This window comes from Pseudarthrobacter sp. 902506025, from assembly GCF_040702325.1.
Classification (GTDB): Bacteria; Actinomycetota; Actinomycetes; order Actinomycetales; family Micrococcaceae; genus Arthrobacter.
In genome coordinates this window covers 100390-126890 of sequence record NZ_JBFBKW010000009.1, presented here as the reverse complement: position 1 = coordinate 126890, position 26501 = coordinate 100390, and the positions used below count along the sequence as shown (strand labels likewise).

Here is a 26501-nt window from a genome sequence, read left to right as displayed (position 1 = left end):
GCTGAAATACAGCGAAGTTGCTCAGGCAGGTCGGAGACTCGCACTTCCGCTCCAGGCGCGTCGAAACGGCAATACAAGAAAAATGCGTCAGAAATTGGGGAGGAAGCATGGCAGTCCGTTTGCGCCCAGAACTGGAGGGTCACCGCAGGCGCCCGGCGCACTACCCCCACCTGATCCACTGCTGGCCAAGGGACACATAACCATCTGGCCAGCAGTGGAGAAGGAAGATACCTGCGTTTGAATCGTTAGGCTAATCGCCAACTAGGCCAGTTTTTCGCCAGGTACATAGGACGAAATCGCCAACTAGTCGCGGAATCGCCAACTAGGTTCCGATCTCACACCAACGTAGTTGGAAGACTTCCAACTACGCGCCCCCAAACTTCCAAATAGGAACTGGTTCTTCTACTTAGGTCTACCTCTCACAACCAGTTAGAAGTCCCAGTCCTCGTCTTCGGTGTTCACGGCCTTGCCGATCACGTAGGAAGACCCGGAGCCGGAGAAGAAGTCGTGGTTCTCGTCGGCGTTCGGGGACAGGGCCGAAAGGATGGCCGGGTTCACGTCCGTAACGGACGCCGGGAACATCGCTTCGTAGCCCAGGTTCATCAGGGCCTTGTTGGCGTTGTAGTGCAGGAACTTCTTGACGTCCTCGGCCAAGCCCACACCGTCGTACAGGTCGTGGGTGTACTGGACCTCGTTCTCGTACAGCTCGAAGAGCAGCTCGAACGTGTAGTCCTTGATTTCCTGGCGGCGCTCCTCGGACACGGTCTCCAGCGCGCGCTGGAACTTGTAGCCGATGTAGTAGCCGTGCACGGCCTCGTCACGGATGATCAGGCGGATGAGGTCGGCCGTGTTCGTGAGTTTGGCGCGCGAGGACCAGTACATGGGCAGGTAGAAGCCCGAGTAGAACAGGAAGCTCTCCAGCAGGGTGGAGGCCACCTTCCGTTTCAGGGGGTCGTCGCCCTGGTAGTAATCCATGACGATCTGCGCCTTCTTCTGAAGGTTCTCGTTCTCGGTGGACCAGCGGAACGCCTCGTCGATCTCCTTGGTGGAGGCCAGCGTGGAAAAGATCGAGGAGTAGCTCTTGGCGTGCACGGACTCCATGAACGCGATGTTCGTGTAGACGGCCTCTTCGTGCGGGGTCAGCGCATCCGGGATCAGGGAAACGGCGCCCACGGTGCCCTGGATGGTGTCCAGCAGGGTGAGGCCGGTGAACACGCGCATGGTGAGCTGCTGCTCGACCGGGGTCAGCGTGTTCCACGACTGGACGTCGTTGGACAGCGGCACTTTCTCCGGCAGCCAGAAGTTGTTCACCAGACGGTTCCAGACATCCACGTCCTTGTCGTCCTGGATCCGGTTCCAGTTGATGGCCTCGACGTGGCTAAGCAGCTTGACCTTCTCGGTCATGTCATCCCCTAAGCGTTGGGTGGGTTTCTCTAAGTTAAAGCGTACGACGGCGGGCGGGCACCCGCCGTCGTACTCAACCTTTGGTCTCGCCAGGCTCGACCAGCGGGGCTACAGCATGCAGGAGACGCAGCCCTCGACCTCGGTCCCTTCCAGCGCAAGCTGGCGGAGACGGATGTAGTAGATGGTCTTGATGCCCTTCTTCCAGGCGTAGATCTGGGCCTTGTTGATGTCGCGGGTGGTGGCCGTGTCCTTGAAGAACAGCGTCAGCGACAGGCCCTGGTCCACGTGCTGGGTGGCGGCAGCGTAGGTGTCGATGACCTTCTCATAGCCGATCTCGTACGCATCCTGGTAGTACTCCAGGTTGTCGTTCGTCAGGTACGGCGCCGGGTAGTACACGCGGCCCAGCTTGCCTTCCTTGCGGATCTCGATCTTGGACGCCACCGGGTGGATCGATGAGGTGGAGTTGTTGATGTAAGAGATCGACCCTGTCGGCGGCACAGCCTGCAGGTTCTGGTTGTAGATGCCGTGCTCCATGACGGAAGCCTTCAGCGCACGCCAGTCATCCTGCGTGGGAATGTGCACGTTCTTGAAGAGGTCGCGGACCTTCTCGGTCTGCGGCACCCACTCCTGCTCCGTGTACTTGTCGAAGAACTCGCCGGAGGCGTACTTGGACTTCTCGAAGCCGCCGAACGTCTGGCCGGTTTCGACGGCCAGCAGGTTGGAGGCGCGGACGGCGTGGTACACCACCGAGTAGAAGTAGATGTTGGTGAAGTCCAGGCCCTCTTCGGAACCGTAGTGGACCCGCTCACGGGCCAGGTAGCCGTGCAGGTTCATCTGGCCCAGGCCAATGGCGTGGCTCTGGTCGTTGCCCTTGGCGATGGACGGAACCGAGGTGATGTTGGACATGTCGGACACTGCGGACAGGGACCGGATGGCCGTCTCGATGGTCAGGCCGAAGTCCGGCGAGTCCATGGTCTTGGCAATGTTCAGCGAACCGAGGTTGCAGGAAATGTCCTTGCCGGTGTCATCGTAGGACAGGTCATCGTTGTACGTGGTGGGCTGGGAAACCTGGAGGATTTCCGAGCACAGATTGGACATGATGATCTTGCCGTCGATCGGGTTGGCCCGGTTCACGGTGTCCTCGAACATGATGTACGGGTAGCCGGATTCGAACTGGATCTCGGCGAGGGTCTGGAAGAACTCCCGCGCCTTGATCTTGGTCTTCTTGATCCGGGAATCGTCCACCATCTCGTAGTACTTCTCGGTGACCGAGACGTCGGAGAAGGGCATGCCGTAGACGCGCTCCACGTCGTAGGGCGAGAACAGGTACATGTCCTCGTCCTTCTTGGCCAGCTCGAACGTGATGTCCGGGATGACGACGCCCAGCGAGAGGGTCTTGATGCGGATCTTCTCGTCCGCGTTCTCGCGCTTGGTGTCCAGGAAGCGGTAGATGTCCGGGTGGTGCGCGTGCAGGTACACGGCGCCGGCACCCTGGCGGGCACCGAGCTGGTTGGCGTAGGAGAAGCTGTCTTCGAGGAGCTTCATCACGGGGATGACGCCGGAGGACTGGTTCTCGATCTGCTTGATGGGCGCACCCACCTCGCGGATGTTGGTCAGTGCGAACGCCACGCCGCCACCGCGCTTGGACAGCTGCAGTGCGGAATTGATGGAGCGGCCGATCGACTCCATGTTGTCTTCGATGCGGAGCAGGAAGCAGGAGACCAGCTCGCCGCGCTGCTTCTTGCCTGCGTTGAGGAAGGTGGGGGTGGCCGGCTGGAAGCGGCCGTCGATGATCTCATCCACCATCTGCAGGGCGAGCTGCTCGTTGCCGCGCGCCAGGTGCAGGGCCACCATGCAGACGCGGTCTTCGTAGCGCTCCAGGAAGCGCTTGCCGTCGAACGTCTTCAGCGTGTACGAGGTGTAGAACTTGAAGGCGCCCAGGAAGGTCTCGAAGCGGAACTTCTTCTTGTAGGCACGGTTGAACAGGTCACGGATGAAGTTCATCGTGTACTGGTCCAGCGTCTCGCGCTCGTAGTACTGGTTCTTCACCAGGTAGTCGAGCTTCTCCTCCAGGTCGTGGAAGAACACGGTGTTGTTGTTCACGTGCTGCAGGAAGTACTGGTGGGCGGCCTCGCGGTCGGCGTCGAACTGGATTTCGCCGTTCGGGCCGTAGAGGTTCAGCATGGCGTTCAGCTCGTGATAACCCAAGCCCTTGTAGGCGGCGGGCATCTCAGGCTTCTGGGCCCTGGTTACTTCTGTGTCTGCGACAGTCGTGTCCAAAACGTGTCCAATCCTTGGTTGACCCGGGTGACGTCTTCCGGCGTTCCCATAAGTTCGAATCGATAAAGGTGGGGTACCTGGCATTTGGCGGCAATGATGTCCGCGGCCATGCAGTAGTTTTCCCCGAAGTTTGTGTTGCCGGCGCCGATGACGCCGCGGATCAGTTGCCTGTTCTGCGGGTTGTTCAGGAACCGGATGACCTGCTTGGGAACGGACCCCTCTCCCCCGGTGCCGCCGTAGGTTGGCACAACCAGCACGAAGGGCCGGGTGGCGAGGAGGGGTGCGTCCTTTGCATACAACGGGATCCGGGCCACCTTCCGGCCAAGCTTCGCGACGAAGCGGCTGGTGTTCTCGGATGCCGAGGAAAAGTAGATGAGCGGGCTGTCCGTGACGACCTGCTCCGGTTGGTGGTGCGAAGTGGCCGGCGGGGACACCTCCACGCGCTGAGCCGCGTGGTGTTGCGAAGCGCTTCGCTGTGCTGTTGGTGCTGCCATGGGAGTCACCTCAGCTGGTTGATGGTTGCCGGCAGGAAAAGCTGTGGCTCCTAGGCCACGGAGGAAACGGCTGACAGCGCGAGTTCCTCGATCTTGTCCGGGCGGAAGCCGGACCAGTGGTCCTGGTCGGTGACCACAACGGGAGCCTGCATGTAGCCCAGTGCCTTCAGGCGCTCGAGTGCCTCGGCGTCCTGGGAGATGTCAACGCTCTGGTAGGTGATGCCCTTCTTGTCGAGCGCGCGGTAAGTGGCGTTGCACTGAACACAAGCAGGCTTCGTGTAAACCGTTACGGTCATTGTCCCTGTCCCCTTAGTTGAACTCTTCTGCTGGGTCGGTGTCCCCGTCCAGCTGTATGTAGATACTACATGTAGTGCAGACGCCTCTTTGGAACCCCAAGATGATGTATTACAAGTATGTCATTTAATGCACCGTTAATCCACAGGCAGGGACTGGAAAAATGCCCGGGATCCCGGGATTTTTGCGGTCTGGGTCCACACCCTGTGGATGGGGTTGAACACATATGCACAGTCCGCGTGTCGTGATTCCCGGCGTGTCGCCCGGCCGTCCGGCCACAAGGAAAAGGGTCCCTGACCACTACATGTAGTGGTCAGGGACCCTTGGGACCTGCAGCACCCCCGGAGGACGCTGAACCGGCAGCCCTTCCGCCTAAGGCCTGGCTGGATTGAGCCGGGCGATGGCGGTGGACAACACAGTGGCGAAGCCGCACCATGCCGCATACGGAGCCAGCGATGCTCCGGCAACCCGGTTCAGCCGGTACGTCCTGCGCACCAGGTCTGCGCTGCTGGCCGCCAGTACCGCCGCCTCGGCAGCGGCCAGCCACGGCCGGCGGGAGCGCCAGAAGAACCAGCTCCACGAAGCGTTGAGTACCAGGTTGGCGGCCAGTGCACCCCTGTAGGCGCGCAGTTCCCGGCTGTGGTCCTTCCTGACCGGACCCGGAGTGTCGGCAGCCCTGTCCAGCTCCACCGCGTTGTCGAGTGCGGCGGCGGACGTCACGGCAAGGTCCGCATACAGGGCCGTCCACACCACGGGAAAGGCAATCGCGGGCGGCTGCCAGTCCGGCTTGCGCAGCTTAAGGTACCAACTGCTCCGGGGGTCCGTCGCAACACCGCCCGCGGCGGCGGTGGCCACCGTTGCCGCGGTGGTCCACGCGAGCGTCTTCAGTTTCATGCGTCCTCCTGTCCCCGCTGGGTACACGGTGAAACCTACAGCTGTGCCTCCCGGCGGTCCAGCACAATCTGCTGCACGTCAAGGTACCCGGACTGGAACCCGGCGCGCGAGTAGCAGAGGTAGAACAGCCACATCCGCTGGAACACGGCGTCGAAGCCCAGGTCCCCTACCTCGCGGGAACGGGCAAGGAACCGTTCCTCCCACAGCCGCAGGGTGGCAGCGTAGTGGTCGCCCATGCCCATCCGCTCCCGAACCCGCAGGGTGGTGTGCTGCTGCGTCACGCCCTCGATGGCCCGGACGGACGGCAGGAAGCCGCCGGGGAAGATGTACTTGTGCACCCAGGTGTAGGCGTTGCGGGTGGCCAGCATGCGCCCGTGCGGCATGGTGATCGCCTGGATGGCCACCTTTCCACCCGGGGCCAGGACGCGGTCGATCGTCTGGAAATAAATGGGCCAGTACTCATACCCCACGGCCTCGATCATCTCGACGGACACCACGGCGTCGTACTCCCCTTCCACGGCGCGGTAGTCCTGCAGGGCCACCGTCACGCGGTCCGCGAAGCCAGCCTCCGAAATGCGTTCCTGCGCCAGCGCCTGCTGCTCACTGGACAGCGTGACGCTGTAGACGGTGGCGCCGCGGGCAGCGGCACGCAGGGCAAGCTCACCCCAGCCGGTGCCGATTTCCAGCAAGCGGGTACCCTCGCCTACGCCGGCCTTGTCCAGCAGCCGGTCGATCTTGGCCTGCTGGGCCTCCGCCAGGGAATCCCACGCCACCGAGGACAGCGGCCCGGCCCCGCCGGGAAACAGCGCCGACGAGTAGCTCATGGTGGTGTCCAGGAAGTTGGAGAACAGGTCGTTGGACAGGTCGTAGTGCCGCGAAATGTTGCTGCGGGTGTTTTGTTCGGCGTTGCGTTCCTGGCGCGGCGTCCGCGGCAGGTACAGCGAGCGCAGCTTCTGCAGCGGCATGGGGATCAGCGTGTCCACCGAGGCCGCGAAGACTTCGAGCACCGCGGCCAGGTCGGATGCCTCCCAATCACCGGCCATGAAGGATTCGCCCAGCCCGATCAGCCCGTTGTCGCCGATCCGCGCCTCGAATGCTGCGGGCCGCAGCATGGTCATCACGGGGGCGTCCGGTCCGCCCATCCCCAGGACCGAACCGTCAGGGTATTCAACGCGCAGCGGAAGCCGCTTGACTGCACCCCTGAACATCAGGCCCGCGGCCTTCCCTGCAACATCGGCCTTGAGGCCCGACGGCGGCTGGGCAACACCGGGCCACAGGGCGGGATCGATGGTGGCGGGCGCAGCCGGGACCCCGCCGGCGGTCCAGGCTGCGGGCGGGTGGGTGGCGGCCGGCCCGTGGGTCTTGTTGTGGACGGAAGCTGAAGCAGTTCCGTTGTCGTCAGTCATTGTCATTGAACTGCCTCCTGTGAGGGGTGATGTGGTCTGGCAACGACGGGCAGGCGTCTTGCCCAGAGTTTAATGCCCTGGACCCGGATCAGGGCGGATACCAGCAGCGGCGCGGCAGGCACCGTCAAAGCCGCCGCGAGGATGTTGGAAATGGTGGCTGGCCTGCGGCGGCCGTCCATGGTGGCCACGAAGGGGCGGTGCCCTTCGCGCTCAAGGACGATGGACACCGCAAGCCTGTCCCCGGGGGCAGGGAGTTTCATCCGGTACTGCCCGTCGACGTCGTTGAAAGGTGAAACGTAGAACGCTTTCGGCACCGAGGCACGGCCGCCGGGATCGGTGTGCAGCAGGTAGCAATGCCGCTCGCCATAGGTGTTGTGGACCTCGGCCACCACGCACTGCAGTTCCCCGGTGGAGCGGTAGCACCAGAACAGCGTGAGCGGATTGAAGACGTAGCCAAAAACCCTGGCACTGGTCAGCATGTGGATAGCGCCGCCGTCGGGCTCTATTCCCTGGGTGCGCAGGTACCGCTCCACGTTGGAGCGGATGTCCGCGTCCGGATCGCCCAGGTGGTCTCCGGCGCGGAACACCGCGAGTGGCCGGAGCAGCCCGGGCAGGCGGGGAAGGTTGTCGACGTCCACGAACCAGCTGTAGCTCCGGTAGGTGAAAGCATTCTGCAACGGGGTGCGCCGCACATGGGAAATGGACGTGCGGTAGATCGAGGCCTCCATGGTCATACAGGTTCTGCGGACAGCAGTTCCCGCTCCCCCTCGCCGGTGGAGTCCGTGGAATCGTCGGCCCGGGCCACCGGCCAGGTGCGGCCCAGCTTCTCCGCGGCGCGTACCCCGGAGAGGGCTCCGTCCTCGTGGAAGCCCCAGCCAAGGTACGCCCCGGCGTAAGCGATCCTGCCGTCGCCCAGCGCCGCGATGGCCTGCTGGGCTTTCAGGGATTCCGGAGTGTACTGCGGGTGTTCGTACACCATCCGTTCCAGCACGGCGTCGTCGGAGATCAGCTCCGACTCGCCCAGGCTCACCAGGTAGGGGCGGCCGTCCGCGGGCTCAAGCCGCTGCAGCCGGGTGAGGTCGTAGCTCACCAGCACCTTGTCCGGCCGGGCGTCGCAGGCCGGGAGCCGGTAGTTCCAGGACGCCTTGGCGTTGTCCGCCGCGGGCAGGACCGCCGGGTCCTGGTGGAACACGGTGTGGTTCACGGAATAGGGCATGCCGGCGAGCGCCTCCTTTTCCTCCGGCGTGGCGTCGGCCAGGAAGCCGAGTGCCTGGGCGGGATGGGTGGCGATCACGACGGCGTCAAAGCCTTCCAGCCCGCCGGCCGTTGCCAGCTCCACGCCCTCGGGCAGGCGCCGGATGGCGGTCACGGGAGTGTTGAGGCGCACGTCGGGGAGCGTGGCGGCAAGCTTTTCGACGTACCGTGCCGAGCCGCCGGTCACGGTGCGCCACTGAGGCGAGCCCTTGACTCCCAGCATGCCGTGGTGGCCAAGGAACGTGAAGAGGTACCGCGCCGGATAGGCCAGGGCGGTGGTGGGATCGCAGGACCAGACGGCGCTGACCACCGGGGTCATGAAGTGGGAAATGAAGTAGCTGCTGAACTTTTCCCGCGCCAGGAATTCCCCCAGCGTCAGTTCGGGCACGTCGACTTCGTCGCTGACGGCCGACGGCGGCGCCGTCCTGAGCAGTGCCCTCGCCTTCCGGTAAAAGCGGGTGACCTCCAGCAGCATCAGCAGGTAACGGCCGCGCAGCAGGCTGGAGGGCTTGGCGATGATTCCGCGCGCGCCGTCGCGGGCGCCGGCGTATTCCAGTCCGCAGCCGTCGCAGCGGATGGACATGCTCATCTCGGAGTCCTGGGTTTCGACGCCAAGTTCCGCGAAGAGCCGGAGCAGGGTGGGATAGGTCCGTTCGTTGTGCACGATGAACCCGGTGTCCACGCCGATGACGCTTCCGTCGGCCTGGGGCATGTCGTGGGTGTGGGCATGGCCGCCCAGCCGCGAATCGGCCTCAAACAGGGTGACGTCGTCCTGCCTGTTCAGTACGTAGGCGGCGGTCAATCCGGCCACCCCGCTGCCGATCACGGCTACGCGCCGCCGGCCGCCTGCACTTACTGCTGGGTCAAGTGACACTTCAGGCTCCTCTGCTGAACATTGCCGCTGTGCTGGTTATACAGACGGCTATTCGGCGCGGTCGCGGCGGCGGATGGGTGCAGTACTGTGAAATGGTGGTAAACCCCGTAAACCTGAAGACCTTACTGGAGGTCACGCGGCTGGGATCGTTCGCTGCGGCAGCCGCAACACTCGGCTACACGGCCTCCGCAGTCTCGCAGCAGATGTCAGCATTGGAGCGGGAAACGGGAGTCACCCTCTTCCAGCGGTCGGCGCGCGCCGTGATCCCTACGGAAGCCGCCGTCGTCATGACCCGGCACGCCGCCAAAGTGCTCACGGACATCGAAGCACTGATGGCCGCCGCCTCACGGACGCAGGACACCGGCAGCCAGGAACTGCGGCTGGGGATCTTTCCCAGCCTGGCAACGTACGTCCTGCCGCGGATCCTCAAGAATCCCGCGTGGAAGAAGCTGGGAATCGACCTGCGGGTATCCGTCGCAGAACCGGGCCAGACCATCCAGGGGCTGCGCACCGGAGGCGACCTGGACCTGGCCGTGGTGTTCCAGGTGGGCCAGACCGGCTTCGCGTGGCCCAACACGATCAACCGGCAGTGGATCGGCGACGATGATTTCCGGGTGGTGCTTCCCGCCGGCTGGGGCTTCCGGGCCGATGCGAAGGTCGCGGCCGACCACCTCTCCGAGATGCCCTGGATCATGCACCATCCCGGCACCAGTGACGCCATGGTCATTGAGCGCCTCTTCGCCGGCTGCAACCTGCACCCGCGGGTGGTGGCGCACAGCGATGACTTCCATGCCAGCCTGGAGATGGCGGCTGCCGGCCTGGGCGCTGCCCTGGTTCCGGAACTGGCGCTGCGGAACAAGCCCGCAGGCGTGGTGGTGCTGGACGTCCCCGAAATCCGGCTGGCACGGAACGTCTTTGCGCTGCTGATCAATGACCGGAAAACGGCCCGGGTGCAGCTTTTCGTTGACCTGCTGGCCGAAACGCTCGCGGGGATGCGCACCGCGGTGAATTAGCCCGGAACGCTGGAATGGTCTGCCCTTCGGGTCTATGTTGAGAATATGAACAAGGTAGCGAGCCAGCACTTTGGGGAGATTGAGCTCAACCACGGCATGGATCACCTCTTCGCCGCCAAACATGAGCTGCGCGGCCATCCGCTGGAACTCGACCTGAACATCAACGCCCACGACCACTTCGATGAAGCCGCGCTGCGCAAAGTCGAGTACCGGCTGCGGTTCCTGCCCGAACTGGTGGACGAGGTCCGGGAAATGATTGCGGAGGAACTGGAGCAGGAGGGCACCAGCCCGCAGGAGTACCTGCACTTCCACTGCAACGCGCTCAAGGAAGAACAGCTGCACAAGGTCTTCGGCGTCCAGGACCGGAGCCAGCTCACCAACGAGGTATTCCTCAAGGCCCTGAAACTGGGGCACGTGGCCATTTACCCCGGCCAGCCGGAGCGCTACTTCGTTCTTGATTTCACCCTCGGGGAGCACTTCACCGATGAGGTGCTGGTGGCGTCCGCGGACCAGGACGGCGTGGTGGACGACGAAATCGTCTGGGAGTCCTGAAACAGGGCTCCACGAAACCCCCCGCGCAGAGGATGGTGGGCGTCCATGGATGGGATCCAGGGCAGGCGCAGGACCTGGCGGCTGGCTGCGTCCCTCCTTCTCGCCGGCGTGGCGGCCTCGATTCTTGCCGGCGTGTTCCACGCCGAATCCCACGACGCGAACGACCACGTTGCCTCATTCACCGCCTACGCCGAAAGCGGCGTGTGGACCGCTGTCCATCTGGGCCAGTTCATAGGCATGGCCTTGGTGTGCGCCGGCCTGGTTGCCCTCTGGCCCGCCGTCGACATCCAGCGGCACGCCGTGTCCTGGACTGCCCGCTTCGGTGTCCTCTCCGCAGCTGCCGCCCTGGCGCTCTATGCAGCCCTGCAGGCGGTGGACGGCGTGGCACTGAAGCAGGCGGTGGATGCCTGGGCCGCCGCGCCCGAGCCGGAGAAACCGGCACGGTTCGCCACGGCAGAGGGCATCCGGTGGCTGGAATGGGGAATGCGCAGCTACCAGAACTTCCTGCTGGGCACCGCGCTGGTGCTTCTGGGTGTTGTTGTCGCAGCGGCCCGCGACGTTTCCCGCATGATCGGCTACCTCATGGCACTGTCCGGGCTGGCATACCTGGCCCAGGGCTGGATCATCGGGGTATCAGGATTTTCGGCGGCAAACACGCTGCCCACCTTGGTGGGCATCGTGGCGATCCTCGCATGGACCGTGTGGCTGCTGGTGAGCGCCCTGAGGATGAAAGAGGCGGCGCCGGCAGGCCACATGGGGTGACCTGCCGGCGTGCGGCCCGTCTCGGTCAGCGTGCCGTTTCCAGCAGTCCTGCCCGGACGGCTTGCGTGGCCTTGACCAGGTTCCGCAGGGATTCCTCAGTTTCGGCGTGGCCGCGGGTCTTCAGGCCGCAGTCAGGGTTGACCCAGAGCTGGCGGGACGGTACATGCCGGACGGCGGTGCTGATCAGCTCAGTGACTTCCTGCTCGCCGGGAACGCGCGGGGAGTGGATGTCGTAGACGCCGCGGCCAAAGCCGCGTGGCCTCAAGGTCGTGGACAACCTCCATGCGGGAACGGGCGGCCTCGATGGAGCGGTGCCGGGACGGCGTTCAGCTGGCCAGCTGGGGCCGGGCAACGGCAGCCCGGGCGTGGCTGCTGCGGTGGTGGCGCGGCAGGGCCAGCTTGTCCAGCACTTCCAGGGCACTCTGGTGCTCGTTGAAGGTGTAGAGGTGGATTCCGGGGGCGCCGGCATCGAGGGCGGCGTTGGCGAGGTCGACGGTGGCGTCTACGCCGATGTGGAGCCTATCAATGTCGTTGTCCGCAGCCGCGAGGCGTTCCATCAGCCTGGGCGCCGGTTCCACTCCTGCCAACTCCCCCAGCCGCTTGAGGCGGCGGAGGCTGGTGAACGGCATGACGCCGGGGATGATGGGAATGGTCACGCCGGCACGGCGGGCCCGCGTGAGCAGGTCCTCATACTGCGCGGCTTCGAAAAACACCTGGGTGATGGCGAAATCGGCGCCGGAACGCTGCTTGGCGAGAAGCACTTCGACGTCGTGGTCCTCGCTGGGTGACTCCGGGTGGCGGGTGGGATAGGCGGCCACGCCAACAGCGATCTTTCCGGCACAGAGCAGGGCCGAACGGCGCTGCTCCACGCGGCGGATGAGGTCGATCAGGTGCTGGGCGTACCGCAGGGACCCGGCCGCCGGCTGGGCACTGTCCTGGGGGAGGTCGCCGCGCAAGGCGAGAATGCCGCGCACCCCGATGTCCAGCAGGTCGCCGATGATCGCCGCAAGTTCCTGGGGGGTGTTGCCCACACAGGTCAGGTGGGCCAGGGGCCGCAGGGTGGTTTCGACCAGGAGCCGGTTGATGAGCTCGAGGGCGGTGTCCCGGTTTGATCCGCTGGCGCCGTACGTCACGGAGACGTAGTCGGGCTCGGTGGTCTCCAACTCGCGGATCGTGGTCCAGAGGGTTTCCGCCGCCGCGGGCGAACGCGGCGGGAACAGTTCATAGGAGAGCGCCACCGGGGCGGTCTCGGGCAACTGGGGATGTGCGTCAATAAGGCTTGGTGGTGACATTTGCGTCCTTGGCTTTTGGGCCATTGGGGATGCCTGCCTGAAGGGGGCGGACAACCGGCAATGAATTTGAGTTTGGGAACACGGAGGGACTCCACGAGGACGCAGCCGCGACTGCACGCCTGGAATGAAGTAGTCCGTGAGCAAATGTCAGGCCCACATGGGGGCACCCACACCCTCCGGAGCGGAGGATCGCTGACACGTTACCGCGGTAACTTGTCTACGACTCTAGGGGGCAGGCGGTCCGGGGACAAGTCGGCACCGAATTAAGACGCAGTTTTACAGGTTGTTTCTTCCGCCAACAGAATTTTCTTCGCCCACAACCGTTCCTACCAGGGCCGCTCCGGCGCGGTCCCGCCGTTGCTGTCCAGGTACTCCTCCCGTTCGCGCCCGCTGTTCCGCTCGCGCTCGGCCTGCCGTGCACTGTCCTGAAGCTGGCCCAGTTGGCTCTGCCGCGTGTCACCGGATGGATCCGGAGACGGCTCCCCGGCTTGCGCAGGGTCCTGCGCCGCTTTTTGTCCGGCAGCCCCCAGTTTGTCTTCCAGCCGCCCCTCAGCGTCCGACAACCGGCTGCCCGCTCCGTCCTCCGCGTCGTTGGACCGGCAGCTTTCCGGCGCCTGCCCGGCAATGTCCAGCGCCTGCTTGAAGAGGGGAACGGCCGACGCCGGGTCGCCGGCCTGGAGGCGCTTGTTACCAAGCCGTTCAATCACCAGGACCAGGTTCACCCGAACCAGGCATTCGTCGCCCGAGCCTGCCGGGACCATCTGCAGTGACTGTTCAAACAGCGCTCTGGCAGTCCCGTCATCACCGGCCAGCACGGCAGCGTCCCCCGCGGCGAACGGCGCCTTGTGCGGCTCCACCAGGTTGGCTATTCCCAGGGCGCTGGCCGCCGTGCCCACAGTGGACGCGCTTCCGGCCTCGAAACCGGCGGTGGCCTGACGGGCGAGGATACCCAGGCTGAGCAGCTTGGCGGCGAAGCACAGTATGAGGAGCACCGGCAGCACGGACCACAGCAGCAGCCGGCGCCTGCGGACCGTGGCGTTCACCGTACCCCCCTTTCGCCGGGAGAAGGCCGAAGCCCGCGAAGCTGCCGCAGGATGCCCACCGCTTCCGGCAAGGCCAGCAGGAAAGCTCCGGCGGCGAAGATCCAGTAAAGCTCAGTGGCCGCGGCCAGCGAACCGTCCTGGTCTGAACGTTCGGCCCTGCCGGGGTGCGCCTGTTCCATCATGGCCGCCATCGGATCGCCGGCAGCACGGTGGACGTAGGGCACGCCCAGCTGGGAGGCAATGGTCCGCAGCCGGCCTTCGTCGATGACCGACAGCGCGTCCCCTGCGCCGCCGGCCCGGGTGTCCTGCACGTACTCCGCCGGCGCCCGCGGAACGTTCCCTCCCCCGGTTCCCCCGCCGTCGGAGGCGTGGCCGGTGTTCTCCTTCATCCGGCCGCCGCCGGGCGTCCCGTAACCCAGCACCGCTCCCCCGGCCACCAATCCGCCGTCGACCCTTATGGCCTCCGGCTCTTTGCCGCTGGTTTGCTCACCGTCCCCCAGGTAGTACACCAGCCTGGGCCGCCCGGGCTGGCTGTCCCGGGCAGCGGCCAGACGCTCGGAGAGCACCTGCCTGGCGGCGGTGATGCTGCTGCCCCTGGCATAGGCGGTCACCTGGGGTTCCATGACGTCCGTGATGGTTTCCAGCGCCAGCGTGTCGGTGCTGAGTGGCATCCGTACGTGCGCCTTGGTGTCGAAGGTGATCACGGAGAAACGGGCGCCGGGCAGCCGTTCTGCGATGGCCTTAATGTCCTTGCGGACGCCCTCCAGCCGCGGAGCGCCATTGCCGTAGTCCTCGGCCACCATGCTGGTGGTGGTGTCCACCACGAAGAACACGTTGAGGTCGGCTGTGGCAGCCTGCACGGAGCCGCCGGGCAGGCTGGGCCGCAGGGCTGCTGCCAGGAGCAACAGGACAATGGTCCCCCGCCGCAGCCACGCCATGCTGCGCAGGGGTGTCCGCTGCAGGCGCCACAGGATTGCGCACAGGACCAGCCCGGACAACAACGCAACACCCAGCGGCAGTGCCGGAACTTCCGAGAACACGGCGCGTGGCGCCCCCTGGATTCCCGCCGTTTCGGTTTGCTCCACGGCGGCGACAATTCCCGGCACAGCATCGGGACTGTCCAGGGCGTAGTACGAACCGCCGGTGGACTCCGCTGCAGCACGCAGCTGGGCACCGGGCTGGTCGGAACCGCTGCCATAGTCCAGGTCGCCCGGATTCAAGGCGTAGACGCGCACGGACCGCTCCTTGGCCAGCTGCGCAGCCTGCTCCAGGGTCATGATCGGCTTGCCGGAAAGGAAGTTGTCCGTGGCCAGCACCACCGACCGCGAGCGCGTGGGCGTACTGTCCCCGCCTGCCGCGGTCCCGGCAGCAGCGGAGGATCCGCCGGTGCTGCCTGGGAAGCTGTTGAGGCAGGATGCCAGGCCGTCACCAATCAGTGACGATCCCCTGCCGCTCCAGGTGCCGTCCAGGAATCCTGAACTGCCGGGCTTGCCGTTGAAGGCGTCTTTGGCGCCCTGGAGCTGCTCCTGGGCGTAGGCGTAGTCGTCGGTCAGCGGAAAGACCTGGATGGCGCTGCTGTCGAAAATGGTCAGGGCGATCCGCTCGCCGTCGAAGTCTTTCGCCAGCCCGGCGAAGACGTCCACTACCGCGGCGTCGGCACTGCTCATGGAGCCGGACGCATCCAGACACAGCATGATGTCGCGGTTGTGCTGCTCCGGGCGGATGGTGGTCACGTCAGCCGGCCGTGCTGCCGCAACAGCCGCAGAGGCCAGCAGCACCGCGCAGGCCGTTCCGGCCGCGGCCAGCAGGCGGCGGTGGCGCCTGAGGGCTGCCTGGTATTCCGGGAGCCGCGTGAGCCTGTCGGCGTGCGCCACGGGCCGTCGTCGTTCATTGGGGCGCCGGTTCCTGCGCAACGCGATCCATGCCGCAGCGCCGGCAGCAACAGCGGCGGGCGGCAGCAGCCACCAGAAGATCAGTTCCACGCCCGCACCGCCTCGGAAGCCCTTGCCGCCGACGCAGTGACAGATGGCAGCGGGCCGGGCCCGAACTCGGCGGGGTAAAGGGCTTCGATAACAGCGGCGGCCGCCGGGAGCGGGTGCCGGGCCAGGTCCTGGTGGGTCATCCTGGTGGCATCGACACCCGTTGCGTCCCGGACAAACCCGCGCAGCAGGAGGCTGATCTCCTGGTGCGCGGCACGTTCGGCAAGGTTTCCGGCCGCCGCTTCCCGGTCCACATCATGGATCCGCTGGAGGTACGCCGCCTTGAGTGCAGGCAGTTCCGTCAGGGCGGACCGGGAGCTGGCGCTGCCGGGTTGGGAGCGGGCAGCCGGGCGGGTGGTGGCAAGCACGAAGACGTACCACCCGGCCACCAGGGCCAGGAGTGCCGCGCCGCACCACATCCAGGCGGGGTTGTACTGCAACGGGCCGTAGAAGCCGGGATCAGCCTGCACGCCGGTGCCTTTCCAGGAGGGCGAACAGGCCGGTGATGACGTCCCCGCTGCCGGCCACTTCACCCTCCGTGATCCCGGCGGCGCGCAACATTGCCTTGCGGCCCGCGCCGCGTTCTTCGGCGGCTGTGGCGTAGGCGGCCGCCACTGCCGCGGACGTGGCCGGCTGCCAGGCCAGGAGGGAGGAATCGGCCACGCTGTAGGAGTCCCCGCCGATGTGTGGGCTTGCCCCGGCCACGGGTGAGGGCGCCAGTTCCGCGTCCCTGAGCGTCAGCCAGAGGATCTCGTGCTGGGCGCGCAGCCGGCGCAGGAGCCGGCCAGTGGCATCGTCCGCGGCCAGTTCGTCAGCGACGACGAAGAGCAGGTGGCGGCCCTTGATGTTGCGCGCCACGTAGTCGAGCTGGTCCTGGATCCTGCTGGCTGCCGCTTCCAGGCCGGTGTGTGAGTCCACGTGCCGCAGCAGCCGTTCCAGGTGGGCCTCCCCGCTTTTAGCCGGGAAGGAACGGGTGGCCGATGAGTCACCGCATACCAGCCCCACCACGTCGCCGTGCCGGTGGGCCAGGTAGCCCAGGACGCCGAGGGACAGCACGGCGATGTCCTTTTTCACTTCACCGGACAGCGCCTCCGCGGCCATGTTGCGCCCCGTGTCGGTGACGAGGAGGACAGTCTGGCGGCGGACAGCCACGTAACGCCGGATCAGGGGTGAGCCGTGGCGCGCCGACGCTTTCCAGTCGATATCGCGGACCTCGTCGCCGGGCACGTAGGCGCGCAGGTCATCGAAGTCCAGGCTGCGGCCCCTGAACACCGACCCGTACTCGCCGTCGAGCATGACGCGGGCTTTGCGGTGCGCGAAGATGGCCATCTTCGATTTCACACGCTGGAGGAGGCTGGCCATGCGGGGTCAGGGAGTCTGGACGGCGGCCACGACGGCGTCGATCACCGATTCCACGGGAACCTGCTCGGCCACCGCATCGAAGTTCAGGATAAGCCGGTGCCGCAGCACCCTGTGGGCCAGCGACCTGACGTCCTCGGGGATGACGTGGTCCCTGCCGTTCAGCAGCGCCACCGCACGGGCTGCCCGGCTGAAGGCGATGCTGGCACGGGGGCTGGCGCCGAACTCGATGAACCCGGCAAGCCTGGCGTCGATGTACTGGGACGCGTTCCGGGTCACGTACACCAGTCCGACGATGTAGTTGATGACGGCCGGATCGATGTAGATGCGGGTGGCCAGTTCCTGGATCTCGGTGACGGCATCCAGGGAGGCGGCTGCGGCGGGCTTCTGTCCGGGGGTGTAGACGCCGGCGTCGATCCTGCGGATGATCTCGGCCTCTTCCGCAGGACTGGGGTAGTCCAGGACGTCCTTGAGCATGAAGCGGTCCATCTGCGCCTCAGGCAACTGGTACGTGCCCTCCTGCTCGATGGGGTTCTGGGTGGCCAGGACCAGGAACGGGGAGGGCAGCCGGTAGTCCTGGCCGCCGATGGACGTCTGGCGTTCCTGCATCGCCTCCAGCATGGCGCTCTGGGTCTTGGCGCTGGAGCGGTTGATCTCATCCAGCAGCACGATGTTGGCGTGGACCGGGCCGAGCTGGGTGTGGAAGCTGCCCTTCGCGGCATCGTAGATCTGGGTTCCCACGATGTCGCTGGGCAGCAGGTCCGGGGTGCACTGGATGCGGCGGAATTCACCGCTGACGGCGTCGGCCAGGGTCTGCGCGGCGGTGGTCTTGGCCAGTCCCGGGACGCTCTCCAGCAGGATGTGGCCGCCGGTCAGCAGGCCCACCAGCAGCGATTCCCGCAGCCGGGACTGCCCCACAACCTTCGCATCGAAACTGCGTGAGATGTTGGCGGCCACTTGCTGCCCCCTGGCCAGCTCCGCAGGCTGGATTCTTGCGGGCACGCTGGTCGAAAGCACTGGTTTCCCCCTGATGACGGTTTTGGGCGCGCGGGTCCGGGCCGGCTGTGTCCCGTCCGCCATCCTATCCAAGCCGGGCAGCCCGGGTCCGGCAATGGGCACCCCTCCCCATGCGGGTCCGGCAGGTCTATCCTTTTGCCATGATTGAGCTCCCAGCCAGTTACAAGGAATATCTCGCCGGCAAGAGCCAGATGGTGATCGACACTGTCAGGCCCGTCCTGATGCAGTCCGCTGCCGATAAACTCCACGGCGTCCGCGTGGTGGACACCCATCACGGCCACCAGGCCCACCTGGACGACACCCTGCCGTTCGGCGTGGTGCTCGAGGACATCGATTAGCCCCTGACAGCTCCCGACAGGGCCAGTGAGTTGCCGGACCCGCGCGCCACGATGGCGTAAAGGGCCAGGACAGGAACCGAATAGAGGATGGAGAATGCGGCCAGTTGGCCGTACCCCACTGCCCCGTGCTGGCCGAAGAAGCTGAAGATCGATACTGCTGCCGGCTGCCTTCCCTCGGAGAGCAGCAGCACGAACGGGACGAAGAAGTTCCCCCAGGCCTGGATGAACACGAAGATGAACACCACGCCCAGGCCCGGGCCCATGAGGGGAAGCACGATTGAACGCAGCCCGGCCAGCCTGGAGGCGCCGTCCACCCAGGCGGCTTCCTCCAGAGCCAGCGGTACGGCGTCCATGAAGTTCCTGGTCATCCAGATCGCCATGGGCAAGCTGGTGGCGGCCAGGAACAGCACCGTGGCCGGCAGGGAATCCAGCAGCCGGAGCTGCACGAACAGGCCGTAGACCGGCACCATGATGGCCGTGATGGGCAGGCAGGTGCCGAACAGGATGCCGTACATGAAGGGCGTCGTGAAGCGTGACCGGTAGCGGGACAGGGGGTAGGCGGCAAGCACGGCCGCCGCCAGCGTCACCAGCCCGGTACCCGCGGACAGCAGGAGGCTGTTCCACAGCGGGCGGAAGAGCAGTTCAGGAGTGAGGACGGCGGCGAAGTTATCCAGTCCGGGCTGTTGGGGGACCTTGACCGCGTGTCCGGCGGAGGGGTCCACTGAACCGAGGACCAGCCAGAGCAGGGGCAGCAGGAAGCAGGCGCCGGTCAGCAGCAGGGCCACGTCCGCCCAGGTGCTGCGGGCACGTACGTTGCGGGCGGTCACGGTCTCTGCTCCCTGAGGAGGCGGAGGTAGGCTGCCCCGAACACGGCGCCGATGAGGATCAGGACCGTAGCGACGGCAGTGCCGTAGCCGATGTCGCCGAATTTGAAGGCTTCCTGGTAGGCCATGACGGGCAGCGTGGTGCTGCCGTTGGCAGGGCCCCCGGCGGTCATGACCCAAATCAGGGTGAAGACGGCGAGTGTCTGCAGCGTGACCAGCATCAGGTTGGTGGCAATGCTGCCCCGGATCACGGGCAGTGTGATGAACGCCAGCCGCTGCCAGGCGCCGGCTCCGTCCATCTGCGCGGCCTCGGTCAGCTCGCCGGGGACCCCGCTGAGTGCGGACCGGTATACCAGCATGGAAAAGGCGGTTCCGCGCCACACGTTGGCCAGGATCACGGCCGCCATGGGAACCGTATAGAGCCAGTCGGTTTCCGGCACCCCCAGCCGGCCCAGGAGTTGGTTGAGTGTCCCGTCGCGGCTGAAGAAGGCGTAGGCCGCGAACGCCGCCACGATTTCCGGCAGGACCCAGGCGGCCACGACGGCGGTCCCAACGGTTGCGGAGACCACGGGCCGTGCACGCCGCATCAGGACCGCAAGGGCGAGGCCCAGTACGTTCTGGCCCAGGATCGCCGAACCGGCGACGAACAGGACGGTCAGGGCCAGCGAAAGCGGAAGGACCGGGTCCTGCAGCAGCCGCTGGTAGTTGTCCAGCCCCACCCATTCGGGGTTCCTGGCATGCCGGCCGGTCAGTCCGGCGTTGGTGAGCGAGGCGTGGAAAGCCCACAGCACGGGGCCGGCGAGGAACACGAGCAGGAGCACGACGGCGGGCAGGACCGGCAGGTAGCGGAGCACTTGCCGTGTGCGGTGGCTGGCGGGCACCGCTACTTCCGGATGGTTTTGTCGCCGCCCACAATGCCGGCCACGGCCGTGTCATAATCCGCCGCCGCCTGCTCCGGCGTCCTGCTGCCGGTGATCACGGCCTCGGTGGCCTCCTGCACGGCAGCGGAGATGCGTGGATAGTCGGACGTCGCGGGCCGGTATTTGGTGACCGCGACCAGGCTGGACACGTCCTTCACGAACGGGTTGGCCGACTGGTAGCCGGGGTCGGCGGCGACGTCGGTGCGGACGGCGATCTGCGAGCTGTCCACCGTGAACGCCAGGGAGTTCTTTGCGTTCAGGGCGGTGGTCAGGAAATTGAACGCGAGGTCGGGCTGCTTGGTTTCCGCGCCAAGGGCCAACGTCCACCCTCCGGACATGCTCACTGCACCGGGCGCGGCCCCGGTCTGGGTTGGGAACGGTGCCACTGCCATGTCCTGCCCGTAGCCCGGCCAGGCATAGCTTCCGCCGTCCTGCCAGAACGACGGCGCGTAGGAGCCTTCCACGGTTGCGCCAAGTTTTGCCTTGGGGAACCATTCGCCGAACACCTTCTTCCAGATGTTCGGGTCCAGCGCCTGGGCCGGGGGCACTGCGAGCTTTTCCCCATAGAGGGTTTCGAGGAAGGTCAGCGAATCCTTGAAGCCGGCCGAGCCAACGACCCACTTTTTCGAATCCTGGTCATAAAGGCCCGCACCGGTGCCGTACAGGAGCTCGTAGAAACCCTGCATCACGCTTCCTTCACCGGTGCCCTTGCCGGCATACATGTTGAAGGGGATCACATCCGGCTGGGAGGCTTTGATCTTCCTGGCGGTGTCCAGGATGTCCTGCCAGCTGGACGGGCGCCACGGCAGGCCGATGCCGGCAGCCTCAAAAACCTTCTTGTTGTACCAGATGGCGCGCGTGTCGGTGCCCAGCGGCACCGCGTACGTGCCGCCGTCGTCCGCTTTGCCTGCTTCCTTGGCGCCCGCGTCAAACGTGTTCCAGTCCCCCCACCCGGACAGGCGGCTGTCGAGGTTCAGGAGGTAGCCGGCGTCCACATCGGAGCGGACCTTGAACGTGTCCTCGTAGAAGACGTCCGGGGCGGTGGAGGGCGACCGCAGCGCCAGGGCCAGCTTGGTGCCGTAGTCGTCGTCATTGGCCTGGATGGGCTGCAGTTCGATCGTGACGCCCTGGTTTGCGGCTTCGAACTCCTTCTTCGCGTTCTGGAACATGGTGTCCAGGGCGGTGAACGAGTCTGTCTTCTGGTATGCCACCTTGATGGTCCTGTTTCCGCCCGCCGGATCGGCAGGCGTGCAGGCTGCGAGGACCATGACCGCGGCGGCCACCACGGATAATGTCTTGGATGCCCGGCGAAACATGTCGCGGTCAGCTTTCCAGCAGGAGCCGTTGGGCGCGGGGCGCGAGCGTATGTTCAAGGACCAGCGAGGCTGCGCCGATGGCGCCGACGTCCTCCCCCACCCCGGTGCCCACAACTTCGATGGGGTGGATCAGGCGGGCGGCGCTGTTGGCGTCCAGCAGCGGCGGGACCAGTTCGAGGTAGCGCTGCGACAGGCAGGTCCAGAACGGGCCGCCGAAGACCACCCGTTCAACATCGAGGGTGTTGGTGACCACCGAGACCGCCCGGGCAACCAGGACGGCGGATTTGTCCAGGATGGCGGCGGCACCTTCGTCCCCTGCGTACGCACGGGCGCACAGCTCGGAAAAGCTCTGCTGGATTTCGGCGGCGCTCCCGGCCTGCGCGCCCTCCAGGATTCCCGCGGCCACCGCTTCCGCCACCAAGACCTGCGGAATGGCGGAGGATTTGACGCAGCCGCGCTGTCCGCAGTCGCAAAGGGGTCCGCCCGGGTCCACGATGATGTGGCCGATTTCGCCGGCGTTGCCGGACGTCCCCCGGACCACTTCATCGTTGAGGACGATCCCGCAGCCGATGCCGGTACCCATGTACATGAACACGAAACTGCCGGCGCCGCTGGGGCCGCCGGCCCACGTTTCCGCCACGGCGGCGCTGGTCACATCCTTGTCCACCAGCACGGAGTAGCCGGTGGCCTTGGCCAGGGCGTCCCGCAGTTCCACCCGGTCCCACCCGGGAAGAAGCGGCGGGTCCACCACGGTGCCGTGGTCGAGGTCGATGGGGCCGGGAGCGGCCACTCCGAGTCCTGCGATGCGGCCCTGGTCCACGCCGGAATCCTCCACGAGCTGGGCCAGCTCCGCGGCGATGGTGGCAATGACGGCGGCCGGATCGTTTCCGCCGGGGGTCTTGATCCGTGAGTGCCGTACCACTGCTCCGACGAGGTCCAGCACCACGAACGTTGTCACGGCCGGGTCCAGGTGGACCCCCAGGGCGTACATGCCACCGGGGTTGAGGCGGAGGATGGTGCGCGGCTTGCCGGGGCCGCTGCCCTCCTTGCCTGCCTCGACGATCAGGTGCTGGTCCAGCAGCCGGCGGGAAATGTTCGAAATGGTCTGGGGCGACAGGCCGACGATCTGGGCGAGTTCCACCCGGCTGAGTCCCCCGGACGTCCTGCGGATTGCGTCGAGGATGACGGTGAGGTTGAAGTCCCCCATCCTGGGCAAGTTGGTTCCGCGCCTCGGAGAGGATTGGCGGATCTCAGACACTGTGTCCCCTAAACGTCTTCGGCTACCTGGCGGTGGTGATGCTTTGAATCGTACGTCAAGCGTGCGCCCGCGCCCACATGCGCGGGCAGCGGCGCGGCGGATGTTTTGGCCGGTGAGGCCGGGGATTGGCTCAGCGTGAGCTGCGTGTGCTGCGGGTGACCGTGAACTTTGGGTTCCGGCCCTCTACCACCGTGGGTCCTACGTGCCGCTCCAGCGCCGGGAGGTAGGCCAGGTGCCGGTTGTAGACCGTCCACAGCTCGCCGCCGGGCGCCAGGACCCGTCCCGCCGCTTCGATCATTTTCAGCCCCGCACCGGCGTGCACACCGGCACCAACGTGGAACGGCGGGTTCAGGAGTACGGCGTCCACCGAGCCGTCAGGGAAGGTGCTGAGCGCGTCGTCCTGCAGCACCGTGATCCGGTCCGCAAGTCCATTCAGGCGGGCGGTGGCCAGCGCGGACTGCACGGCGGCCGCCGATTGGTCCGTTGCCGTGACGGCGGCCGAAGGGAACTGCCTGGCATACATCGCGGCGAGGATGCCGGTGCCGCAGCCGAGGTCGACGGCGTGCTGCGCCGGCTTCATGGCGGGCAGGAACGTCAGCAGGAAGCGTGTGCCGATGTCCAGCCGGGCGCCGGCAAAAACAGCGCCGTGCGCGGCCACGTCCAGGTCCAGCCCGTCAAGGTGCTCCACCACGGGAAAGCGCGGGGCGGCCGTGGCGGTTTTGGGGCCGGCAGCAAGGAGAACCCGCGATTTTTGCCGTGCGAGCTGGGGCTGCACGGAAACGAAGTACCGTTCAAGGACCGCGTTCATGCCCAGTGACATGTGCTTCACCCGGCCACCCGCCAGCAGGCGGACATCCGGCGCGGCGTGCCCGGCCACGGCGGCAGCGATCTCCTCCAGCTCCGCCAGGGTCTTGGGGAGCTGCAGCAGGACGGTGTCCGCTCCGGCCAGCAGTTCGGGCCCCAGGGGCAGCTGCACGAAACCGGACCCGGCGCTGTCCGCCGGAAGCCCGGCAGCCTCACGCCTGGCCGACAGTTCGGCAGCGTTAAGCCGCAGCGCCCGTTCCCCGGTGACCAGGTCCTGGTGTACGCGCAGCGAGTCCGGGGCAAGCAGTTCGGAGGCGCCGAGCGTCAACGCCCCGTAGCGGTCCCCGATGACGGCCACGGCAGTGCCTGCCCGTCCAAGCTGCACCGCGGTCTCCAGCAGCAGCCTGTCGGTGGCGTCCCACGCCTGCAGGTTGGGCGCCTCAACATCGGGCCGCCGGCGCAGTACGTCGAAGATGTCCGCCAGGGTGTTTACTGCCACCGGTGTCCTGCCGCCTTCTGTTGCTTTTGCCGGCCCCGGGACCCGGGGCATCACCCCAACGTTACCGTTTCCGCTGCCGCCGCAATGCCCGGCAGCTTCAGGATCGCAGCCACTGCTGCGCGCCCCGCCCGGTTGGCGCCAATGGTGGACGACGACGGGCCGTAACCCACCAGGTGGACGCGCGGCTCGGCTGCCACCTGGGTTCCGTCCATGGCGATCCCGCCGCCCGGCCCCCGCAGGTGAAGCGGCGCCAGGTGTTCCAGTTCGGCCCTGAAGCCGGTGGCCCAGAGGATGACGTCGGCCCTCAGCAGGCTGCCGTCGGCGCGGCGGACACCCCCGGGTTCGATGGAGGTGAACATGGGCTGCCGGTCCAGGGCGCCCCGCTCCCTGGCTGCGCGCAGGGCGGGCGTCCAGATAAGGCCCGTCACCGAGACAACGCTTTGCGGCGGAAGCCCCTGGCGGACCCGCTCCTCCACGAGCGCCACGGCGTCGTGGCCCGCCCTGGCATCAAACCCAGCGTCGCGCCAGACCGGTTCCCTGCGGGTAAACCAACTGGTGGTGGTGATGCGTGATATCTCCTCGAGCAGACCCACGGCGGAGATGCCCCCGCCCACCACGATCACATGCCGGCCGCGGAACTCCTCCGCGGAGACGTAGTCGGCCACGTGCAGCTGCCTGCCGCGGAACGTTGACTGCCCCGGATAAATGGGCCAGAACGGACGGGTCCACGTGCCCGTGGCGTTGATGAGTGCTTTGGCGCTCCAGTCGCCGTCGGACGTTTCGATCCGCAGCCGCCCCGCCGGATCGCCGTCTTCACGCCTGACGGCCCGGACCTTAACGGGGCGGTGGACGTTAAGGCCCACCTCGGCCTCATAGGTCCCGAAATAGCGGGTCAGGAACTCGGAGCTCGGTTCGGCAGGATCCACGTCGGGTTTGGCGATGCCGGGCAGGTCACTGATCCCATTGACGGTGCCCATGCGCAGGCTCTTCCAGCGGTGCCGCCAGGCGCCCCCGGGACCTTCCTCGGCGTCGAGCACGGCAAAGTCCAGCCCCCGGCGCTGCAGGTGGTACGCGGCCGACAGGCCTGCCTGGCCCGCCCCGATGACCACCACATCGGTTGGGTCAGGAATCACTCCCCCATGATAGTCGTGGAGGGCAGCCCGGCCGTAGGGTGGGCGCATGGACACTGACGCAGCATCAGCGGGAACGGGAACCCCTGGGCACGCCGCCCGGCTGGAAAAGGCCCTGGGAGTGGTTTTGGGGACCGGAGAGATACCCCTTCGGTTGCGGGCCTGGGACGGCTCGGAAGCCGGGCCGCCGGACGCGCCGGTGCTGGAGTTCAAGTCCCGCAAGGCACTGCGGCGCATGCTCTGGTCACCGGGGCAGCTGGGACTGAGCCGGGCGTACGTGGCCGGCGACATCGAGGCCCCCGGTGACATCTTCGCAGCCTTTACGGCCTTGAGTTCGGCGGGCAAGTTCGCGGAACCCGGTCCGTTCCGCCCGCTGTCCGCCGGTGAGCTCTGGCTGCTGCTGCGCACCGCAGCCCGGCTTGGCGCCATCGGACCCAACCCTGCTCCGCCGCCCGAAGAGGCGCGCGTCGCGAAGAAGGGCCGGACGCACTCCCGGGGCCGGGATTCGGCCGCCATCTCGCATCATTACGACGTCGGCAACGACTTCTACGCCCTGGTGCTGGGACCGTCCATGGTCTACTCATGCGCCGTGTGGCCGGACGGCCCTGTCACCGGGGGCGCAGCTGCCGGGTCGGGGCCGGAAGCGGAGGCTGGGCCTGATGATGGCCTGAGTGATGGCCTCGACGCCGCGCAGGAGGCCAAGCTGGACCTTGTCTGCCGCAAGCTGGGCCTCCAGCCCGGAATGCGGGTCCTCGACGTGGGATGCGGATGGGGCAGCTTCGCTCTCCACGCTGCAGCCAGGTACGGCGCCACGGTGGTGGGCGTGACGCTGTCAACGGAGCAGGCCACGCTGGCGCGTAAGCGTGCAGCAGACGCCGGCCTCACGGACAGTATCGAAATCCGGGTCCAGGATTACCGCGACGTGCAGGACGGGCCGTACGACGCCATCAGTTCCATCGGCATGTCAGAGCACGTGGGACGGGCCCAGACCCCCGAGTACGCCGCCGCGCTCTTCGGGCTGCTGCGCCCCGGTGGACGGCTGCTGAACCACGCCATCTCCTGGAACGCCGGCCCCACCGCCCCCGATCCCGACTCGTTCATCCCCCGCTACGTCTTCCCCGACGGTGAAATGATCAGCCTCGGCGAGATGGTGTCCGCCCTGGAAACTGCCCGGTTCGAAGTCCTCGACGTGGAGGCGCTGCGGCCCCATTACGCACTGACCCTCCGGGCCTGGGTCAGGCGGCTGGAGCAGAACTGGGCGGAAGCGATACGTCTGGCCGGGGAGGGGCGCGCACGGGTGTGGCGGCTGTACATGGCAGCCAGCGCCATTGGATTCGAAAATGGACTCACCGGAGTCAACCAGGTCCTGGTCCGCCGGCCGGGCGGGGAGGAACCGCCGTTGCGCCGGACTTCCTGGCTGTGACGAAAGCGCTGTGGCGAAGCCGCCCTCCTGCCGGGACGTAACCCGGCAGGAGGGCGGCTTGGTGACCCCGGG

At 66.5% G+C, this 26501-nt stretch carries 25 protein-coding genes and 1 pseudogene; 5 read left to right on the top strand and 21 right to left on the bottom strand.

Annotation, left to right across the window (positions count from 1 at the left end; translation table 11 throughout):
* Window positions 1-429 precede the first annotated feature (429 nt).
* From nrdF to AB0280_RS16140, 8 genes are all read right to left on the bottom strand, one after another.
* Entirely contained in the window at window positions 430-1404 is a 975-nt protein-coding gene (gene nrdF, locus AB0280_RS16175; RefSeq protein WP_015937302.1) for a class 1b ribonucleoside-diphosphate reductase subunit beta, read from the bottom strand.
* Between the two features lie 108 nt (window positions 1405-1512).
* On the bottom strand, window positions 1513-3633 hold the full coding sequence (gene nrdE, locus AB0280_RS16170; RefSeq protein ID WP_366367878.1) for a class 1b ribonucleoside-diphosphate reductase subunit alpha: 2121 nt from the start codon (window positions 3631-3633) through the stop codon (window positions 1513-1515).
* 20 nt (window positions 3634-3653) lie between these two features.
* Window positions 3654-4124: a class Ib ribonucleoside-diphosphate reductase assembly flavoprotein NrdI gene (nrdI, locus tag AB0280_RS16165; RefSeq protein WP_159635436.1), complete on the bottom strand. Its 471-nt coding sequence runs from the start codon at window positions 4122-4124 to the stop codon at window positions 3654-3656.
* 104 nt (window positions 4125-4228) lie between these two features.
* On the bottom strand, window positions 4229-4474 hold the full coding sequence (gene nrdH, locus AB0280_RS16160; RefSeq protein ID WP_013601222.1) for a glutaredoxin-like protein NrdH: 246 nt from the start codon (window positions 4472-4474) through the stop codon (window positions 4229-4231).
* A gap of 370 nt (window positions 4475-4844) precedes the next feature.
* Window positions 4845-5366 carry a TspO/MBR family protein gene (locus tag AB0280_RS16155; RefSeq protein ID WP_224026276.1) on the bottom strand — a complete coding sequence of 174 codons (522 nt, stop codon included), beginning with the start codon at window positions 5364-5366 and terminating at the stop codon, window positions 4845-4847.
* Between the two features lie 35 nt (window positions 5367-5401).
* A complete protein-coding gene (locus AB0280_RS16150) occupies window positions 5402-6778 on the bottom strand; it encodes a class I SAM-dependent methyltransferase (protein WP_224026277.1) in 1377 nt (458 codons plus the stop codon).
* Window positions 6775-7506, bottom strand: coding sequence for a DUF1365 domain-containing protein (locus AB0280_RS16145; RefSeq protein ID WP_366367782.1), 732 nt, complete (start codon window positions 7504-7506; stop codon window positions 6775-6777). Before AB0280_RS16145 ends, AB0280_RS16150 begins: the two co-directional genes overlap by 4 nt.
* Window positions 7503-8900 carry an NAD(P)/FAD-dependent oxidoreductase gene (locus tag AB0280_RS16140; protein WP_224026279.1) on the bottom strand — a complete coding sequence of 466 codons (1398 nt, stop codon included), beginning with the start codon at window positions 8898-8900 and terminating at the stop codon, window positions 7503-7505. Before AB0280_RS16140 ends, AB0280_RS16145 begins: the two co-directional genes overlap by 4 nt.
* 95 nt (window positions 8901-8995) lie before the next feature.
* Here AB0280_RS16140 and AB0280_RS16135 point away from each other — a divergent pair, with 95 nt between their 5' ends.
* Genes AB0280_RS16135 through AB0280_RS16125 form a run of 3 tightly spaced genes read left to right on the top strand, consistent with a single transcriptional unit; the run spans window position 8996 to window position 11227 of the window.
* Window positions 8996-9913, top strand: coding sequence for a LysR family transcriptional regulator (locus AB0280_RS16135; RefSeq protein WP_366367877.1), 918 nt, complete (start codon window positions 8996-8998; stop codon window positions 9911-9913).
* A 45-nt stretch (window positions 9914-9958) separates the two neighbouring features.
* Window positions 9959-10465, top strand: coding sequence for a DUF2004 domain-containing protein (locus AB0280_RS16130; protein WP_224026281.1), 507 nt, complete (start codon window positions 9959-9961; stop codon window positions 10463-10465).
* A 45-nt stretch (window positions 10466-10510) separates the two neighbouring features.
* On the top strand, window positions 10511-11227 hold the full coding sequence (locus tag AB0280_RS16125; protein WP_224026282.1) for a DUF4386 family protein: 717 nt from the start codon (window positions 10511-10513) through the stop codon (window positions 11225-11227).
* 25 nt (window positions 11228-11252) lie between these two features.
* Here the strand turns inward: AB0280_RS16125 and AB0280_RS16120 are convergent.
* The 7 genes and pseudogenes from AB0280_RS16120 to AB0280_RS16090 all read right to left on the bottom strand — a co-directional run.
* Window positions 11253-11535, bottom strand: a pseudogene (locus AB0280_RS16120) (5-methyltetrahydropteroyltriglutamate--homocysteine S-methyltransferase); the annotation flags it as partial.
* An 18-nt stretch (window positions 11536-11553) separates the two neighbouring features.
* Window positions 11554-12519 (bottom strand): methylenetetrahydrofolate reductase, encoded by a 966-nt coding sequence (locus tag AB0280_RS16115; protein ID WP_275180231.1) that lies wholly within the window; start codon window positions 12517-12519, stop codon window positions 11554-11556.
* A gap of 326 nt (window positions 12520-12845) precedes the next feature.
* Window positions 12846-13562 (bottom strand): hypothetical protein, encoded by a 717-nt coding sequence (locus AB0280_RS16110; RefSeq protein WP_275180232.1) that lies wholly within the window; start codon window positions 13560-13562, stop codon window positions 12846-12848.
* Window positions 13559-15544 carry a VWA domain-containing protein gene (locus AB0280_RS16105; protein WP_366367779.1) on the bottom strand — a complete coding sequence of 662 codons (1986 nt, stop codon included), beginning with the start codon at window positions 15542-15544 and terminating at the stop codon, window positions 13559-13561. The genes AB0280_RS16110 and AB0280_RS16105 overlap by 4 nt, the downstream gene beginning before the upstream one ends.
* Complete coding sequence (locus tag AB0280_RS16100) at window positions 15535-16011, bottom strand: hypothetical protein (protein WP_275180234.1); 477 nt, start codon at window positions 16009-16011, stop codon at window positions 15535-15537. The genes AB0280_RS16105 and AB0280_RS16100 overlap by 10 nt, the downstream gene beginning before the upstream one ends.
* Window positions 16001-16903 carry a DUF58 domain-containing protein gene (locus tag AB0280_RS16095; RefSeq protein WP_275180235.1) on the bottom strand — a complete coding sequence of 301 codons (903 nt, stop codon included), beginning with the start codon at window positions 16901-16903 and terminating at the stop codon, window positions 16001-16003. The genes AB0280_RS16100 and AB0280_RS16095 overlap by 11 nt, the downstream gene beginning before the upstream one ends.
* Before the next feature lie 6 nt (window positions 16904-16909).
* Window positions 16910-17917, bottom strand: a complete 1008-nt coding sequence (locus AB0280_RS16090) for an AAA family ATPase (RefSeq protein WP_275180236.1) — start codon at window positions 17915-17917, stop codon at window positions 16910-16912.
* A 110-nt stretch (window positions 17918-18027) separates the two neighbouring features.
* Here AB0280_RS16090 and AB0280_RS16085 point away from each other — a divergent pair, with 110 nt between their 5' ends.
* On the top strand, window positions 18028-18255 hold the full coding sequence (locus tag AB0280_RS16085) for a hypothetical protein (RefSeq protein ID WP_275180237.1): 228 nt from the start codon (window positions 18028-18030) through the stop codon (window positions 18253-18255).
* On the opposite strand, the gene AB0280_RS16080 is transcribed toward AB0280_RS16085, so the two are convergent.
* The 6 genes from AB0280_RS16080 to AB0280_RS16055 form a co-directional block, all read right to left on the bottom strand.
* The gene (locus tag AB0280_RS16080) at window positions 18252-19082 is read right to left on the bottom strand and encodes a carbohydrate ABC transporter permease (protein ID WP_366367776.1); all 831 of its coding nucleotides are present in this window, start codon (window positions 19080-19082) and stop codon (window positions 18252-18254) included. The genes AB0280_RS16085 and AB0280_RS16080 overlap by 4 nt on opposite strands.
* Window positions 19079-19960, bottom strand: a complete 882-nt coding sequence (locus AB0280_RS16075) for a carbohydrate ABC transporter permease (RefSeq protein WP_159631817.1) — start codon at window positions 19958-19960, stop codon at window positions 19079-19081. The genes AB0280_RS16080 and AB0280_RS16075 overlap by 4 nt, the downstream gene beginning before the upstream one ends.
* A gap of 2 nt (window positions 19961-19962) precedes the next feature.
* On the bottom strand, window positions 19963-21315 hold the full coding sequence (locus AB0280_RS16070; protein ID WP_275180239.1) for an extracellular solute-binding protein: 1353 nt from the start codon (window positions 21313-21315) through the stop codon (window positions 19963-19965).
* Between the two features lie 7 nt (window positions 21316-21322).
* Window positions 21323-22522 (bottom strand): ROK family transcriptional regulator, encoded by a 1200-nt coding sequence (locus AB0280_RS16065; protein WP_159631815.1) that lies wholly within the window; start codon window positions 22520-22522, stop codon window positions 21323-21325.
* Window positions 22523-22703: 181 nt separating this feature from the next.
* Window positions 22704-23876, bottom strand: coding sequence for a class I SAM-dependent methyltransferase (locus AB0280_RS16060; RefSeq protein ID WP_366367774.1), 1173 nt, complete (start codon window positions 23874-23876; stop codon window positions 22704-22706).
* Between the two features lie 50 nt (window positions 23877-23926).
* A complete protein-coding gene (locus AB0280_RS16055) occupies window positions 23927-25009 on the bottom strand; it encodes an FAD-dependent oxidoreductase (RefSeq protein WP_224026293.1) in 1083 nt (360 codons plus the stop codon).
* A 46-nt stretch (window positions 25010-25055) separates the two neighbouring features.
* Between AB0280_RS16055 and AB0280_RS16050 the strand changes: the two genes are divergently transcribed.
* Window positions 25056-26429: an SAM-dependent methyltransferase gene (locus AB0280_RS16050; protein ID WP_275180241.1), complete on the top strand. Its 1374-nt coding sequence runs from the start codon at window positions 25056-25058 to the stop codon at window positions 26427-26429.
* Window positions 26430-26501: the final 72 nt, after the last annotated feature.